Source organism: Actinopolymorpha rutila (assembly GCF_013407855.1).
GTDB lineage: Bacteria > Actinomycetota > Actinomycetes > Propionibacteriales > Actinopolymorphaceae > Actinopolymorpha > Actinopolymorpha rutila.
Map to the genome: position 1 here is coordinate 1,608,610 of NZ_JACBZH010000001.1, position 14,724 is coordinate 1,623,333.

Here is a 14,724-nt window from a genome sequence, read left to right on the forward strand (position 1 = left end):
CGTCGATCGTTCGGATACGTGAACTCGGGTTCACCGAGCTGAAACTCCGCATAACCTACGCCGACAGGTGACGTGAGGCCAGAGTTCAGGTCCGTCCGAGCCTGGCCGGTCGGCGCCAACTTTCGTACGCAGGGGCAGGCGTTCCGCGCCGCACGAACCGACGAAGGGGAGTGAGTTCGATGGGCATGCCGAAGGTACGTGAGGTCCGCGCGTATGTCGTGCGCGGCGGGGGCGCGGACTACCACGACCAGGCCGAGCAGCACTGGATCGACGACCACGTGGCCACGCCGATGGCGTATTACCCCGACTACCGCGACAGCCGGCAGAAGTTCGGGCTCAACGTGCTCGGCACGCTCGTGGTCGAGGTGGAGGCCGACGACGGAACGGTCGGGTTCGCGACCACGACGGCCGGCGAACCCGGCGCGTACATCGTGGAGAAACACCTTGCCCGCTTCGTGGAGGGCGCGCCGGTCACCTCGATCGAGAAGATCTGGGACCAGATGTACGCCTCGACCCTGTACTACGGCCGCAAGGGAATCGCGGTCAACTGCATCAGCGCCGTGGACCTCGCGATGTACGACCTGCTGGGGAAGATCCGGCAGGAGCCGGTTTACGCCCTGCTCGGTGGGCCGGTCCGCGACGAACTCGTCTTCTACGCAACAGGTGCGCGCCCCGACATCGCGGAGAAGCTCGGCTTCGTCGGAGGCAAGCTGCCGTTGCAGCACGGGCCGGCCGAGGGTCCCGAGGGCATGCGGGCCAACCTGGACAAGCTGGCCTCGATGCGCGAGCGGGTGAGCGAGGACTTCTTCCTCAGCTGGGACTGCTGGATGTCGCTCGACCTCGACTACGCCACCCGGCTCGCCCGGCGGTCGGCGGAGTTCGGCCTGCGCTGGATCGAGGAGGCCCTGCCGCCGGACGACTACTGGGGTTACGCCGAGCTTCGGCGCCGGGTGCCGCCGGGCATGTGGGTCACCACCGGCGAACACGAGTGGACGAGGTTCGGGTTCCGCCTGCTGCTGGAGATGGGGTGCGCCGACATGATCCAGCCGGACGTGAACTGGTGCGGCGGCATCACCGAGCTCGCCCGGATCAGCGCGCTCGCCGACGCGCACGGCGTGCCGGTGATCCCGCACGGGTCGAGCGTGTACTCCTACCACTTCGTGCTCACCCGGCGGAACAGCCCGTTCTCGGAGTTCCTGATGATGCATCCGCAGGCCACCGAGGTGGTCCCGATGTTCCATCCGCTACTGCTGGACGAGCCGGTGCCGGTGGGTGGCCGGCTACGCGTGCCGGAGACTCCGGGGTTCGGCGTACGGCTGAATCCCGAGTGCGCGCTGCACCGGCCCTACACGCACTGACGCCGAACGTCGCGGACACCAGGGTGCCCTTGCGGCATGGCCGCACTTCGCAGGGCACCCTGGTCCGGATGGAGCTGACGACTGCTGGACACGAGGTGCCGTTCGGAGTTTCGGCCGAGGTGGCCGGCGCGCTCGGTCGTACGGTCGAGGAGGTCCGCGCGGCCGAGGTCGACCCGGTGGCCTCCCCTGCCGTGGACGGCATCGCCACCGTCGGCATCTGGCGGGTGCGCGGAGCGGACTGGTCGGCCGTGGTCAAGGTGCTTCGCCACGTCGTGGACGGCGGCCGGTCGGTGTGGCGGTCGGACGAGGACCCGGCGCACCCGTTCCACTGGCGGCGGGAGGCCGACGCGTTCGCCGACGGCCTGCTGGGCTCGCTGCCCGGCGACCTGCGCGCGCCGACGTGTTACGGCGTCGTGCCCGGTCCCGGCGGCACGCTCGCGATCTGGATGGAGGACGTCGCCGGCCGCGAGGGGTCGACCTGGGCGCTGCCGCGCTACCGGCTGGCGGCCGAACACCTCGGGCAGGTGCAGGGACACCTGGCCCGGGAGCACCTGGCCGGCGATCCCGTGCTGGACCGCCCGTGGCTGAGCCGGGGCTGGCTGCGCACGTACGTCGAACGCCGGGCGGCCCGGGGCGCCGCGGAGGCCGACCCCGCCGAACCGCGGGTGTGGTCAGCTCCACTGGTGCGGCGGCTCGTACCGGCCGACCGGGTGCCCGCGTTCCAGGCGCTCTGGGCGGATCGCCACCGGCTGCTCGACGTGGTGGACGGGCTGCCGCGCACGCTGTGCCAGCTCGACTTCCACCCACACAACCTGTTCGACGTCGCCGGGCGGACGGTGGTGATCGACTGGGCGTTCGCGGGGGTGGGCGCGCTGGGGGAGGACCTCGGCAACCTGGTCGTCGACGCGGTGACCGACTTCCACCTGCCGCCGTCGAAGCTGCCGGAGCTGTTCGAGACGCTGGTGGGCGGGTACGCCGACGGGCTGGCCGCGGCCGGGTGGTCGGGGCCGTGGCCGGGGTCGGGGGAGCCGGCCGACGTTCGGCGGATGATCGCCGCCGGGGCCGCCGCGAAGTACGGCTGGCTGGCCCCGGCGATTCCCGCTGTGGTGGCGGAAGGCCGCACCACGCTGAACGGCCGTCCGATCGAGGAGTCCGCCCCGCTGTGGGTGGCCTGCGGGGACTTCCTGGTGGAGCTCGCCGGTCTCGCCCTCGAGGACGGACGTTAGGCGCTCGCCCGGGGCGTGAACCGGCGCAGCCGCAGGCTGTTGGTCACCACGAACACCGAACTGAACGCCATCGCCGCCCCCGCCACCAGCGGGTTGAGAAACCCGAGTGCGGCCAGCGGCAGCGCGGCGACGTTGTACGCGAACGCCCAGAACAGGTTGCCCTGGATCGTGCGCAGCGTCGAACGCGACAACCGGATCGCGTCCGCGGCCACCCGCAGGTCGCCGCGGGCGAGGGTCAGGTCGGACGCCTCGATGGCGACGTCGCTGCCCGAACCCATCGCGATCCCGAGGTCGGCCTGGGCCAGCGCGGCCGCGTCGTTCACGCCGTCGCCGACCATGGCGACCACCGCGCCGGACTCCTGCAGGGCACGGACGGCGGACACCTTGTCGGCGGGGAGCACCTCCGCCAGTACGTCGTCGGCGGCGATCCCCACCTCGGCCGCAACCGCCCGGGCGGCGCGGGCGTTGTCGCCGGTGAGCAGCACCGGCCGCAGCCCCAGCGCCCGGAAGTCCGCCACGGCAGCCGCCGAGGTCGGCTTCACCGTGTCGGCGACGACCAGCACACCCGCGACCCGGTTGCCCTCGGCTACCCAGATCGGCGTACGCCCGGACTCCTCGGCCCGCTCGGCGTCCGCCCTTAGCTCCTCGGCCGGTTCCTCGACCCCTTCGGACCGTAGCCAGCTCAGCCGGCCGGCCCGGACGAACGAGCCGTCCACTCCGTCGACACCCTCGACCCACCCGGACACCCCGAGTCCCTCGGTGTTGCGGAAGTCGGTCACCGCCACGGGTTCGGTGCCGCGTTCGCGGGCCCCCGCGACCACCGCCTGGGCGATCGGGTGTTCGGAGGCGTGCTCGACCGCGGCCGCCATCCGCAGCAACGCCGCCTCGGTGGTCGCCGAGGCGGGGAACACGTCGACCAGGCTCATCCGCCCGGTCGTCACGGTGCCCGTCTTGTCCAGCACGATGGTGTCCACCCGACGGGTCGACTCGAGCACCTGCGGTCCCTTGATCACGATGCCGAGCTGCGCACCGCGGCCGGTGCCCACCATCAGCGCGGTGGGCGTGGCCAGCCCGAGTGCGCACGGGCAGGCGATGATGAGGACCGCGACCGCCGCGGTGAACGCCGCGGTCACCCCGCCGCCGGCGCCGAGCCACAGCCCGAACGTCGCGACCGCGAGCACGATCACCACGGGGACGAAGATGCCGGACACGCGGTCGGCGAGCCGCTGCACGCGGGCCTTGCCGTTCTGCGCGTCCTCGACGAGCCGGGCCAGCTGGGCGAGCTGGGTGTCGGACCCGACCCGGGTGGCGCGTACGACCAGCCGGCCGCCGGCGTTCACGGTCGCTCCGACGACGTTGTCGCCTGGGCGTACGTCGACCGGCACCGACTCGCCGGTGAGCATCGACGCGTCCACCGCGGAGGTGCCGTCCACGACCACGCCGTCGGTGGCGACCTTCTCGCCGGGGCGGACGACGAACGTGTCGCCGGCCCCGAGCCGGTCGACCGGGACCCGCGTCTCCACGCCGTCCCGTACGACCATGACCTCCTTGGCGCCGAGTTCCAGCAACGCCCGCAGCGCCGCGCCCGAACGCCGTTTCGCCCGCGCCTCGGCGTACCGGCCGGCGAGGATGAACGTCGTCACCGCCGCGGCCACCTCGAGGTAGATCTCGTTCGCGCCGGATCCCTGCCTGGGCAGCAGCGAGAACTCCATCCGCATGCCGGGTGTACCGGCCGTGCCGAGGAACAACGCGTACAGCGACCAGAGGTAGGCGGCGCCCACGCCGAGCGAGATCAGTGTGTCCATCGTCGCCGCGCCGTGCCGCAGGTTGGTCCACGCCGCCTTGTGGAACGGCCACGCGCCCCACACGGCCACCGGCGAGGCCAGGGCGAGTGCCAGCCACTGCCAGTTGGTGAACTGCAGCGGCGGCACCATCCCGAGTACGACCACGGGAAGGGCGAGGGCCGCGCTGGTCAGAAGGCGGGTACGCAGTGCCCGGGTCGGGTCGGCCTCGGCCGCTGACGCCGTGGGGGAGCCGGCCCCGGTCGCCGCGCCGCCGGCGGTGGTGTCCGTCGACGACGGTGCCGGCGGGGCGGGCAGGGTCGCGGTGTAGCCGGTGGCCTCGACGACCCCGACCAGGTCGTCGGTGCTCACCGTCTCCGGTGCGCTGACCTTCGCCTTCTCGGTGGCGTAGTTGACCGTTGCCACCACGCCGTCCAGCTTGTTCAGCTTCTTCTCCACCCGGGCGGCGCACGAGGCGCAGGTCATCCCGCCGATGAGGAGTTCGAGGTCGCGGGTCGGGGGTGCCGTCTGCTGGGTGCCGGTCGGGTCGGTTTCGGTCTGCTGGGCACCGGTCGTGACCGGCGCTCCGGTGCTCACGAGGTGACGAGGCGGTAATCTCCCGCCTCGTCCAGGGCCTCGGCGACGGCCTCGGGTGAAACCTCGGTGCTGCTGGTCACGGTGACGGTGGAGTTCCCACCGGCCACGAGGTCGACCGAGACGTCGGACACACCGTCGAGGGCCTTGACCTCGCTGGTGACCGCCGCCACGCAGTGCTCACAGGTCATGCCGGACACGGTGTAGGTCGAGGTGAGCGCCACAGGAGTCTCCTTCTGCATTCTGGATTCCGGGATGCGGGTGTGTACGTGGGATGCGTGTGTGCTGAAGTCAGGAACGGACGAGGCGGGCGATCGCGGCCGAGGCCTCCTTGACCTTGGCCTGCGCGTCCTGGTCGCCGGTGGCCAGCGCCTCACTCACGCAGTGGGCGAGGTGCTCGTCCAGCAGTCCGAGCGCGAACGACTCCAGCGCCCGGGTCGCCGCCGACACCTGGGTGAGAACGTCGATGCAGTATGTGTCGTTCTCCACCTGGCGCTGCAGGCCGCGGACCTGGCCCTCGATCCGGCGCAGCCGCTTGAGGTGCGCGTCCTTCTGGTCGAGGTAACCCGGCGGCCGGTGACCGGCGTACGGGCTGGGAGCCTGGGCGTCGCCGGCGACGTCGCCCGCGTCTGGTGTGTCCTGAACGGGGTGTACGTCCGCGTCGCTCGGTTTGCCGGACCTGGACCGGCGGGACGAAGGCGTGCTGGCCATGACAATCTCCCTGCTACCCCCAAGGGGTATCTCGTCACGCGTGCTCCACCATACCCCAGCCAGGTATGTGGGCAACCAGGCCCGGCGTGAGCCGCCCCACTCTCCGCCTCCGACGCCGATCCGGACAACGGTCGGGCGCGGCAGGACCGCAGGACCTAACGGGAGCCGAGTACGTCGCCGAGGGTGCGCACGGCGCGGGCCGCCTCCGACGCCGCGGCGGCCGATCGCCCGCGCAGCGCCCGGCGCAGGTCGCGTTCGACCAGCTCCGACACCTGGTCGGGGTCGGCCTGGTCGCTGTGGATGCGCAGGAAGCGGTACCAGTCCTGGATCCGGATGCCGAGCACCTCCAGCTCGTGCGAGGCCCGGATGAAGTCGTCCATCATTCCGCGCACCCGGGCGACCCGACCGAAGTTCTTCCCGCCGTCGTAGGCGGGCACGTCGGCGATCTGGGCGTCCCGGGCGGGGTAGGGCCGCGCGTCGGCGGGATGGTGGATGCCGCGGTCGGTGCCGCGGGCGGCGTCGCGGGCATGCTGCCAGTAGTAGGTGCGGTAGTCGGCGGCCCAGCGCGCGGACGCGACGTAGGGCTGGGCGGCCACGGGGGAGCCGGACAGGACGTTGTCGAGGTACCACGGCACGACGACCAGCAGGTCGTGGACTGCGCAGGCGCCCGCCGTGGTGGTGAACCGGAAGCTCGGCTCGCCCTCCTTGGCCAGCAGGAACCAGCCCTTCAGCTCGATCCCGAGCGCGATGGCCGGCCCGTTCGCCGAGCCCTTGCGGACCAGGCGTACGTCGGGAAACCGCTGGGACTGGCGTTCGAAGGTGTACCCCAGCCACTCGTTGTCCGGATCCCACAGCGGACGTTGCTGGTTGAGCGCCTTCACCACCTGGCCCTCGATGGAGGTGCCCAGCAGGGTGTTGAGGCTGTGCAGGTCGGTGGCGTTGACGCCTGCGACGTGGTTGCTGAACTCGAAGTAGGCCGGCAGGCCGAGCAGCAGGGTGCGCAGCCTGGTCTGCAGGTGGGTCAGCGGGTCGTGGGGGTCGAGGTCGGGCTCGGCGGGGGCGCCCGGCCCCAGGATCTCCGATTCGGCGGCGAACAGCCCGTCCGCCTCCGCGGCGGCCTCCGCGTCAGGGTCGGCGCCGGCCCCGAGCCCACTCGTACGACCGGCGATGCCGTCCACGCCGCTGCCGCCGTCCACGCCATCGACGCCGCCGCCGTGAGGGGCGGGGGCGGGGGATCCGGCGGTCACGGTGTCTCCTGCGTGGTTGGTCGGCGGTGGTGTTCGGCGGGTACGGCGGCCTCCTCCGCGGACGGGTCGGCGGTGGCGTCGGCGACCCGGAGCCGCTCCCGGGCGAGCTTCGCGAAGCCCTTGTCGCGTTCGGCCACGTAGGCGCGCCGGCCCAGGGCGACCGCCGCGACCGAGCCGGACGCCAGCCCGCCGAACGGCTCCCACACCACGTCACCGGGCTCGGTCACCGCGCGGACCAGCCGCTCCATGAACTCCAGCGGCTTCTGGTTGAGGTGGGCCGAACTGCCCGCCGTCGGCTTGTAGACGCGCGGCGCGGCCCGGCGCAGCGTCCCCTTGAGGCGTTCGTCGTCGTGCAGCGGCCCGCGGTGCCAGATGTTGGTGAGCCCGTGCTGGTGGTTCCAGCGGTAACGCAGGCCGTCCCACTCCTTCGCAGTGACGACGGTCTCGCCGTCGAGGCTGAAGTAGGGCCAGCCGGTGCGGGCGCCTTGCTCGTTGGCGTACGTCGCGAGCTTCTCGAACATCTCACCCGGCGGCCAGTACCACAGCCAGTCCTGGGTGAGGTATTTGCGTGTGGCGGCGTTGCGTACGCCGCAGGCCTCGTTGGCGCGGTAGAGCGGCAGCCCGCTGCGGACCCACTCGTGCCGCAGCCACCGGCGCACCGGCATCGGGCCGTCGGGGGTGTCGATCGCGAACCTGCGTTGGTAGAGCACGCAGACCTCCGACACCACCGGGAACCTGCGGATCGTCTTGCCGTTGACGTTGCCGGCGACGTGGGCGATCCCCTTGTCCCAGGTGATGGTCTGGACGTAATCCCATCCGTGCTCGACCAGCAGCGGGTGGATCGTCGCCCAGCCCACCTCGGTGTTCCACACCCACAGCGTGGTGGACGGGTGCGCGGCCGCCGACCAGGCCTCCACGTGCGGGCGGTACCACTCCACGAGTCCTTCGGGGCCGGTCGTGTCGCCGTGGAACCCGCGTACGCCGTAGGCACCGTCACTGATGATCGTCGTTGGGGTAGGCCAGCGCGCGTAGGCGCGGGCGACGTCGCCGGTGTACAGGTCGTACGCCCGAGGTGCGCCGCCCCGGCCCGGCCGCGGCGCGCGGGTGCCACGGTCTTCTTCCACGCCCCGCAGGCTATCCGCCGCCACCGACACCACTCCTCCGGCTCGCCCGGGCACACCTCACCCGAGACCGAACGGGTGACCGGAGCAGGACGCTTCGCAGTCGGTCCGTGGCGGTGGTCTGCGTCCTGTGCGATCTTGTGACCCTGGTAAGCGCATTCCCGGACCGTCGACCCGGTTTGCCGTCCTGGCGACGTGTCGGAGACGGACGCGAGAGCAGGGAGCGGCCATGGGCAACCGGTACGACTACCAGTCCCGGCGCATGAGCCGGCGTGACCTGCTGGCATGGGGAAGCGGCGCGCTCACCGCGCTGTCCCTGTCGGGGTGCAGCCTGTTGTCCACCGATCCCACCAGCAAGGCCGGCAAGAGCGGCGGCGCCGGTGGCCCCCGGACCAAGCAGGCACCCGACCTGGCCGCCGAGGTGAAGGCCGGGAACCTCCCACCGCTCGGGCAGAGGCTGCCGAAGAAGCCGCGGGTGATCAAACCGGTGGACAAGCTCGGCACGTACGGCGGGGACTGGCGGACGGCTCTGCTGGGCCCGGGCGACACGGCCTGGGCGTACCGGACCGTGGGATACGAGCAGTTGGTGAACTGGGATCCGGGCTGGACGAAGCCGATCCCCAACATCGCCGAGTCGGTCGAGACCGATCCGACGGGCGCGGAGTTCACCTTCCGGCTGCGGGCCGGCATGAAGTGGTCGGACGGCAAGCCGTTCACGGCGGACGACATCGTCTTCGCCTACGACGACGTCTACATGAACAAGGAGCTCAACCCGCAGCCGCCGACCTGGCTGGTCACCGGCGGCAAGCCGGGCAGGCTGGAGAAGGTCGACGACGTCACCGTGAAGTTCGTCTTCAGCGCGCCCAACGGCCTCTTCCTGGCGAACATCGCCCAACCCGCCGGCGAGGGGCTCACCAACAAGCCGCGCCACTACCTCGAGCAGTTCCACAAGAAGTACAACCCCGCGGTCGCCACGCTCGCGAAGAAGCGCAAGTTCGGCGGCTGGGTGGACCTGTTCGGGGCGATGGCCGACCCGTGGAACCACGTGGGGCTCCCGAGGATCACCGGCTGGGTCGTCAAGGACGCGCTCGGCACCGGCTCGCGCATGGTGGCCGAACGCAACCCGTACTACTGGAAGGTCGACACCGAGGGATCGCAGCTGCCGTACATCGACCGGGTGATCTTCACCGTCATCAACAACGAGGAGACGATGGTCCTCAAGGCCGTCAACGGCGAGCTGGACATGCAGGAGCGCACCATCAACACCCCGCAGAACAAGCCGGTTCTCGCCGCCGGCCGGGACAAGGGGAAGTTCCACTTCGTACCCGAGACCGGCAGCTCGATGAACAACCTGATCATCGCGCTCAACCTCGCGCACAAGAACGCCGCGCTGCGGGAGGTCTTCCAGAACCGCAACTTCCGGATCGGGCTGTCCCACGCCATCGACCGCAAGGAGATGATCAGCGCGGTCTTCCAGCGGCAGGGTAAACCGTGGCAGGCCGCGCCACGCCCGGAGTCGGACTACCACGACGAGGAACTCGCCACGCAGTACACGGAGTACGACGTGGCGCTGGCCAACAAGCTTCTCGACCGCGCCGGTTACAAGCGCGGCGCCAACGGCGTCCGGCTCGGCCCGGACGGCAAGGCGATCTCGTTCCAGGTCGACGTCGCCGTCCCGTCGGCACTGTGGACCGACGGCATGGAGCTGGTACGGAAGTACTGGCAGGAGGTCGGTGTGAACATCCGCGTCAACGGCATCGACCGGACGCTGATGTACGACCGCAAGACGGCGAACTCCCAGGACGCCAACGTGTGGGGCGGTGACGGCGGCCTCGCCGACGCGATCCTCGACCCGCGCTGGTATTTCCCGTTCAGCGGCGAGTCCAACTACGCGATCCCCTGGGCGAACTGGTTCAACAACACCACGCCGAAGCAGAAGCCGCCGAGTGCCGCACTGCAGCAGATGGATCTCTACCGCAAGCTGATGACGACGCCGGACGCCGACGGGCGCAACGAGATCTTCATGCAGATCCTGAAGATCGCCAAGGAGCAGTTCTACGCGATCGGGACCGTGCTGCCGCCGAAGGGCTACGCGATCGTACGCAACAACTTCCACAACGTTCCCGACTCGTTGCTCAACGGCTGGATGTATCCCGGTCCCGGACCGACGATGCCGGAGCAGTACTTCATCTCCTGAGCGATCTCCTGGGTGGGCCGGTCCTCGGGCGTGCCTGTCCTCAGAACGTTGGTAGGTCGTCGTCGGAAGAATCGACGTCAACTTCACGTTGCGCGGACGACGGTCCGGCGGTGGCGCGTACGACCGAAAGTCGTTCAGCACCGGCGAGGACCGTGCGGGTCCCGGGCTCCTCTTCGCCCGAGACGGCATCCGGTCTCCGCGGCCGCCGGTGGGGCAAGTGGGTGGGCGCGTGCGTAGGTTGGAGGAGTGAACCGTCTCGCGAACGCCACCAGTCCGTACCTCCGCCAGCACGCGGACAATCCGGTCGACTGGCACACCTGGGGAGAGGAGGCGTTCGCGCAGGCGCGCGAGCGCGACGTCCCGATCCTGTTGTCCGTCGGCTACTCCGCCTGCCACTGGTGTCACGTGATGGCGCACGAGTCGTTCGAGGACGACACCACCGCCGCGTACATGAACGAGAACTTCGTCAACATCAAGGTCGACCGCGAGGAGCGGCCCGACGTCGACGCCGTCTACATGGAGGCGACCCAGGCGATGACCGGCCAGGGTGGCTGGCCGATGACCTGTTTTCTCACTCCCACGGGCGAGCCGTTCTACTGCGGCACGTACTTCCCGCCGACGCCGCACCACGGGCTGCCGTCGTTCGCGCAGGTGCTGGAGGCGGTGGCGCGCACCTGGCGCGAGCGGCGCGAGGAGGTCGTGCAGTCGGCGGGGTCGATCGTCGCCCAGCTCGCCGGCACGGGATTCCCGTCCGGTCAGGCGCCGGGCGCGGACCGGCTGGACGCCGCCGTCGAGGTGCTGCGGCACGACTTCGATCTGCAGAATGCCGGGTTCGGCGGGGCGCCGAAGTTCCCGCCGTCGATGGTGCTGGAGTTCCTGCTCCGGGCCGCCGTACGCCGCGGCGAGCAGCCGGCCGCCCAAGCGCCCGACGCCGACAGCGCGGACACGGCCCTGGCAATGGTCGAGCAGACCTGTGACCGGATGGCCCGCGGCGGGATGTACGACCAGCTCGGCGGTGGGTTCGCCCGCTACAGCGTGGACGCCGGCTGGGTTGTCCCGCACTTCGAGAAGATGTTGTACGACAACGCGCTGCTGCTGCGCGTCTATCTCCACTGGTGGCGGCTGACCGGGGCGCCGCTGGCCGAGCGGGTGGTCCGCGAGACCGCCGACTTCCTGCTCCGCGAGCTGCGCACCCCCGAAGGTGGCTTCGCCTCCGCCCTGGACGCCGACAGCGAGGGCGTGGAGGGGAAGTTCTACGCCTGGACGCCGGACCAGCTGCGCGAGGTGCTCGGCCCCGACGACGGAGCCGCCGCCGCGCGGACGTTCGCGGTGACCGAGCAGGGCACGTTCGAGCACGGTGCCTCCACCCTCCAGCTCCCGCGCGACCCCGACGACCCGCGGTGGTTCGCCGACGTCTGCGCGCGGCTGGCCAGGGCCAGGGAGGAGCGCGTTCGCCCGGGTCGGGACGACAAGGTGGTCGCGGCGTGGAACGGCCTCGCCGTCGCGGCGCTGGCCGAGGCGGGCGCGCTGCTGGAGGTGCCGGAGTACGTCCGGGCGGCGGCCGAGGCGGCCGACCTGCTCGTACGGCTGCACACCGACGCCGCCGGGCGACTCGTCCGTACGTCGCGGGACGGCGTGGGCGGGGACAGCCCCGGCGTCCTGGAGGACTACGCCGACGTGGCGGAGGGGTACCTCGCGCTGCTGGGGGTCACCGGCGACCCCGTCTGGCTGGCCCGCGCCGGCGGTCTGCTGGACGTCGTACTCGACCGGTTCGGCACCGGCGACGGTGGATTCTTCGACACCGCGGACGACGCCGAACGCCTCGTCCGCCGTCCGCAGGACCCGACCGACAACGCCGTCCCGTCCGGACGCTCGGCCGCGGCCGGTGCGTTGCTCACCTACGCGACACTCACCGGGTCCGACCGTCATCGGGTCGCCGCGGAGAGCGCCCTCGCGGTGGCGGGCCGGCTCGCCGACCGTGCGCCGAGGGCCGCCGGCTGGGGGCTCGCGGTCGCCGAGGCGCTGCTGGCCGGTCCGGTCGAGGTGGCGGTCGTGGGTACGCCGGACGATCCGGACCGTGAGCGGCTGCACCGGCTGGCGCTGCGCTCGCCCGCACCGGGCACCGTCGTGATCGTCGGCGCGCCGGAGGCGTCACCGCGCGACGCAACGCCGCAAACCGGCCACAATGGCGACGGTCAGGTCCCGCTGCTGGCGCATCGGGGACTCGTCGACGACCGGGCGGCGGCGTACGTCTGCCGTGGGTTCGTCTGCGACCGCCCGCTCACCGAGCCGGCCGAACTCGCCCGCCGGCTCGGCGTACGCGGCGCCACCTGACCGGCGGCTGCGGCGCCGAACAACCAGCACATCCGATCCATGCAGGCGATCAGGAAGCGGAGGCACCATGTCGAAGCGGAAGAACAAGAAGCGGGGCCGTCGAATGGACTCGCTGGTCTGGGCTACGACCGGGGCGCTGGTGGCGGCCTCGCTGACCCGGGAGCTGCGCCGCCCGCCGGCGGAGCGGACCTGGCAGGGCCGGATCGTGGGCGTTCCGTACGACTACCGCCTTCCGAGCGTGGAGAAGGTGCGGTCCGCCTGGTGGGCTCCTGAGGACCGGCGGCTGTTCATGCCGAAGGTGTTCGGTGTGGGGTGGGACGTCAACTTCGGGCGAGTTGTCACGCTTGGGCGGCAGAAGCTCGCCGAGCGCAAGGAGCGCCAGTCGGTGGGCGGCACGTCCAGCTGACTCGGCGGCCTTGCCGGGCGCTCGTAACGGTGTAATCATCGTTACATGACACGGCAGGAACGTGAGGAACGCATCCGCGGGTGGCTCTCCGGCCGGATCCCGCAGGAGTGGTTCGAGATCGTCGAGCTGACCACCGACCGGGAGGAGATCACCGTCGTCGGGGAGCTGACCGCGCCCCGCCACGACGGTGACGTGTCGCCGGCCGAGCGGGCGGCCGCCGAGCTGGGCAGGATCAAGGAGTTCCGCGAGCGCACCCGCGACGACCGGATCCGGATCGCCCGCGAGCTCGAGCACGCCACCGGCCAGAAGGTCGCCTGGGGCGCGCAGTGCGGGGAGACCCGGGAGACGTTCACCACGCTGTCGGTGCCGGTGATGACCCGGCTGCGGCAGTCCGAGCGGCGGGTGCTGGACACCCTCGTCGAGTCCGGCGTCGCCCGGACCCGTTCGGAGGCGCTGGCCTGGTGCGTCAAGCTGGTGGGCAAGCACGCGGAGAGCTGGCTCGGCGAGCTGCGCACGGCGATGGCTCACGTCGAACGCGTACGCGCGGCGGGACCCGACGCCACCTCGGCGGACGACCCGCTCGCGGCCGAGGACCAGTCTGAGGACAAGCCCGAGGACGAGTCGAAGAGCTGACCCCGGGGTGTCGGCACCCCGGTCAGTCGCGGGGTTTGGTCGCCACCAGCACGTCCCGCAGGATGGCCTGGTCGACCCGATGCCGGAAGCCGAGGTACGCCGGGTCGTCGCACACCCGCAGGCCCGCCGCGGTCAACGCGGCGGCGGCGTCCTCGCGCCGGGCCACGTGGGTGTTCCACGACACCCCCAGGGCGCCGCCCGGTCGCAGCAGGTCCACCCAGCCGGGCAGCGCGGCCGACAGCAGGTCCAGCGGCGACCGGGAGAGTTCTCCAGGCGCACCGGAGCGGCTGCCGTGCTGTACGCCGTACGGCGCGTCGGTGACGATCGCGTCGAACGAACCGGACCGGAAGAAGTCGCGTGCCCTACGGGTGTCGGCGTTCACCACGGTCAGGTCGAGCGCGTCGCCGGACTTGTACGCCGCCTTGTCCGCGGCCAGCGTCACGTGGAACCTCCGGCCCAGCACCTTGCGGTCGCGCCGGATCGGGGTCAGCTCCGCCTGGTGCTTCAGCCGCTTGCGCTTGAGCCAGGTACGAAGGAAGCCGGAGTACGCCTCGACGTCCTTGCCGTCGATCTCGATGCCCGCGGCGTCCCAGCCGTACATCAGCACCTGGTTGAGCGTGGTGCCGCGCCCGCACAGCGGGTCCAGGATCCGCAGCCTGCGGTCGAGCAGCTCACCGGCCGACTCCGAGGCCAGCACGGTGACGTTGAGCAGCAGCTTGGTGAAGAACTCGTTGGTCTTGCCGACGTACTTCTGGATGGTCAGCAGGTCGTCGTCGAACTGGTCCAGCGGCGTCAGCGTCACTGGGCTCAGCAGCGGCCCGGCCGCCTCGGCGTCCCCGCCCTCGCCACGGAGCTCGCCAAGCTCGCGGAGCTCGAACAGCGCGTACGCCGAGGAGAGCAGGGAGAGGTACGCGACGTCGCGGGCACCCAGCGGCTCGGCGACCCCGAACGTGACGTACGGGACGCCGCCCAGCGTCTCCTCGGCCACGTCGGTGATCCGTCCGCCCAGCACGGACTCGGAGAAGACGCCGAGCTCGGCGCGGGTGAGGTCGACCGAGGCCTCGGCGTACACCCGGTTGGTGGCGGGCAGCACGAGCAGGGCGTAACGCGGCATGA

At 71.3% G+C, this 14,724-nt stretch carries 12 protein-coding genes; 6 read left to right on the forward strand and 6 right to left on the reverse strand.

The window, feature by feature from the left end; all coding sequences use genetic code 11:
• Window positions 1-179: 179 nt before the first annotated feature.
• Window positions 180-1,358, forward strand: coding sequence for an L-rhamnonate dehydratase (gene rhmD, locus F4554_RS07130; protein ID WP_179786655.1), 1,179 nt, complete (start codon window positions 180-182; stop codon window positions 1,356-1,358).
• A 68-nt stretch (window positions 1,359-1,426) separates the two neighbouring features.
• Window positions 1,427-2,584 (forward strand): phosphotransferase, encoded by a 1,158-nt coding sequence (locus F4554_RS07135; RefSeq protein WP_179786656.1) that lies wholly within the window; start codon window positions 1,427-1,429, stop codon window positions 2,582-2,584.
• On the opposite strand, the gene F4554_RS07140 is transcribed toward F4554_RS07135, so the two are convergent.
• The 5 genes from F4554_RS07140 to F4554_RS07160 form a co-directional block, all read right to left on the reverse strand.
• On the reverse strand, window positions 2,581-4,851 hold the full coding sequence (locus F4554_RS07140; protein ID WP_179791346.1) for a heavy metal translocating P-type ATPase: 2,271 nt from the start codon (window positions 4,849-4,851) through the stop codon (window positions 2,581-2,583). The two genes, F4554_RS07135 and F4554_RS07140, sit on opposite strands and share 4 nt — an antisense overlap.
• Before the next feature lie 107 nt (window positions 4,852-4,958).
• Complete coding sequence (locus F4554_RS07145; protein ID WP_337795912.1) at window positions 4,959-5,183, reverse strand: heavy-metal-associated domain-containing protein; 225 nt, start codon at window positions 5,181-5,183, stop codon at window positions 4,959-4,961.
• A gap of 67 nt (window positions 5,184-5,250) precedes the next feature.
• Window positions 5,251-5,670 carry a metal-sensitive transcriptional regulator gene (locus F4554_RS31995; RefSeq protein ID WP_179786658.1) on the reverse strand — a complete coding sequence of 140 codons (420 nt, stop codon included), beginning with the start codon at window positions 5,668-5,670 and terminating at the stop codon, window positions 5,251-5,253.
• Window positions 5,671-5,825: 155 nt separating this feature from the next.
• Window positions 5,826-6,917 (reverse strand): hypothetical protein, encoded by a 1,092-nt coding sequence (locus F4554_RS07155; RefSeq protein ID WP_179786659.1) that lies wholly within the window; start codon window positions 6,915-6,917, stop codon window positions 5,826-5,828.
• Entirely contained in the window at window positions 6,914-8,041 is a 1,128-nt protein-coding gene (locus F4554_RS07160; protein WP_179786660.1) for a DNA methyltransferase, read from the reverse strand. Before F4554_RS07160 ends, F4554_RS07155 begins: the two co-directional genes overlap by 4 nt.
• A gap of 226 nt (window positions 8,042-8,267) precedes the next feature.
• Between F4554_RS07160 and F4554_RS07165 the strand changes: the two genes are divergently transcribed.
• The 4 genes from F4554_RS07165 (at window position 8,268) to F4554_RS07180 (ending at window position 13,608) form a co-directional block, all read left to right on the forward strand.
• The gene (locus F4554_RS07165; RefSeq protein ID WP_179786661.1) at window positions 8,268-10,235 is read left to right on the forward strand and encodes an ABC transporter substrate-binding protein; all 1,968 of its coding nucleotides are present in this window, start codon (window positions 8,268-8,270) and stop codon (window positions 10,233-10,235) included.
• A gap of 246 nt (window positions 10,236-10,481) precedes the next feature.
• A complete protein-coding gene (locus F4554_RS07170) occupies window positions 10,482-12,569 on the forward strand; it encodes a DUF255 domain-containing protein (protein ID WP_179786662.1) in 2,088 nt (695 codons plus the stop codon).
• Window positions 12,570-12,636: 67 nt separating this feature from the next.
• Window positions 12,637-12,975 carry a DUF5808 domain-containing protein gene (locus tag F4554_RS07175; RefSeq protein ID WP_179786663.1) on the forward strand — a complete coding sequence of 113 codons (339 nt, stop codon included), beginning with the start codon at window positions 12,637-12,639 and terminating at the stop codon, window positions 12,973-12,975.
• A gap of 45 nt (window positions 12,976-13,020) precedes the next feature.
• Window positions 13,021-13,608: a hypothetical protein gene (locus F4554_RS07180; protein ID WP_179786664.1), complete on the forward strand. Its 588-nt coding sequence runs from the start codon at window positions 13,021-13,023 to the stop codon at window positions 13,606-13,608.
• A 22-nt stretch (window positions 13,609-13,630) separates the two neighbouring features.
• Here the strand turns inward: F4554_RS07180 and F4554_RS07185 are convergent, their stop codons facing one another.
• Window positions 13,631-14,722, reverse strand: a complete 1,092-nt coding sequence (locus F4554_RS07185) for a TRM11 family SAM-dependent methyltransferase (RefSeq protein WP_179786665.1) — start codon at window positions 14,720-14,722, stop codon at window positions 13,631-13,633.
• Window positions 14,723-14,724: the final 2 nt, after the last annotated feature.

Coding starts and splice junctions, on each gene's coding strand:
- F4554_RS07140 (WP_179791346.1), bottom strand. CDS start 4,851: ATGACCTGCGCCTCGTGCGCCGCCCGGGTGGAGAAGAAGCTGAACAAG.
- F4554_RS07135 (WP_179786656.1), top strand. CDS start 1,427: ATGGAGCTGACGACTGCTGGACACGAGGTGCCGTTCGGAGTTTCGGCC.
- F4554_RS07175 (WP_179786663.1), top strand. CDS start 12,637: ATGTCGAAGCGGAAGAACAAGAAGCGGGGCCGTCGAATGGACTCGCTG.
- F4554_RS07180 (WP_179786664.1), top strand. CDS start 13,021: ATGACACGGCAGGAACGTGAGGAACGCATCCGCGGGTGGCTCTCCGGC.
- F4554_RS31995 (WP_179786658.1), bottom strand. CDS start 5,670: ATGGCCAGCACGCCTTCGTCCCGCCGGTCCAGGTCCGGCAAACCGAGC.
- F4554_RS07165 (WP_179786661.1), top strand. CDS start 8,268: ATGGGCAACCGGTACGACTACCAGTCCCGGCGCATGAGCCGGCGTGAC.
- rhmD (WP_179786655.1), top strand. CDS start 180: ATGGGCATGCCGAAGGTACGTGAGGTCCGCGCGTATGTCGTGCGCGGC.
- F4554_RS07185 (WP_179786665.1), bottom strand. CDS start 14,722: ATGCCGCGTTACGCCCTGCTCGTGCTGCCCGCCACCAACCGGGTGTAC.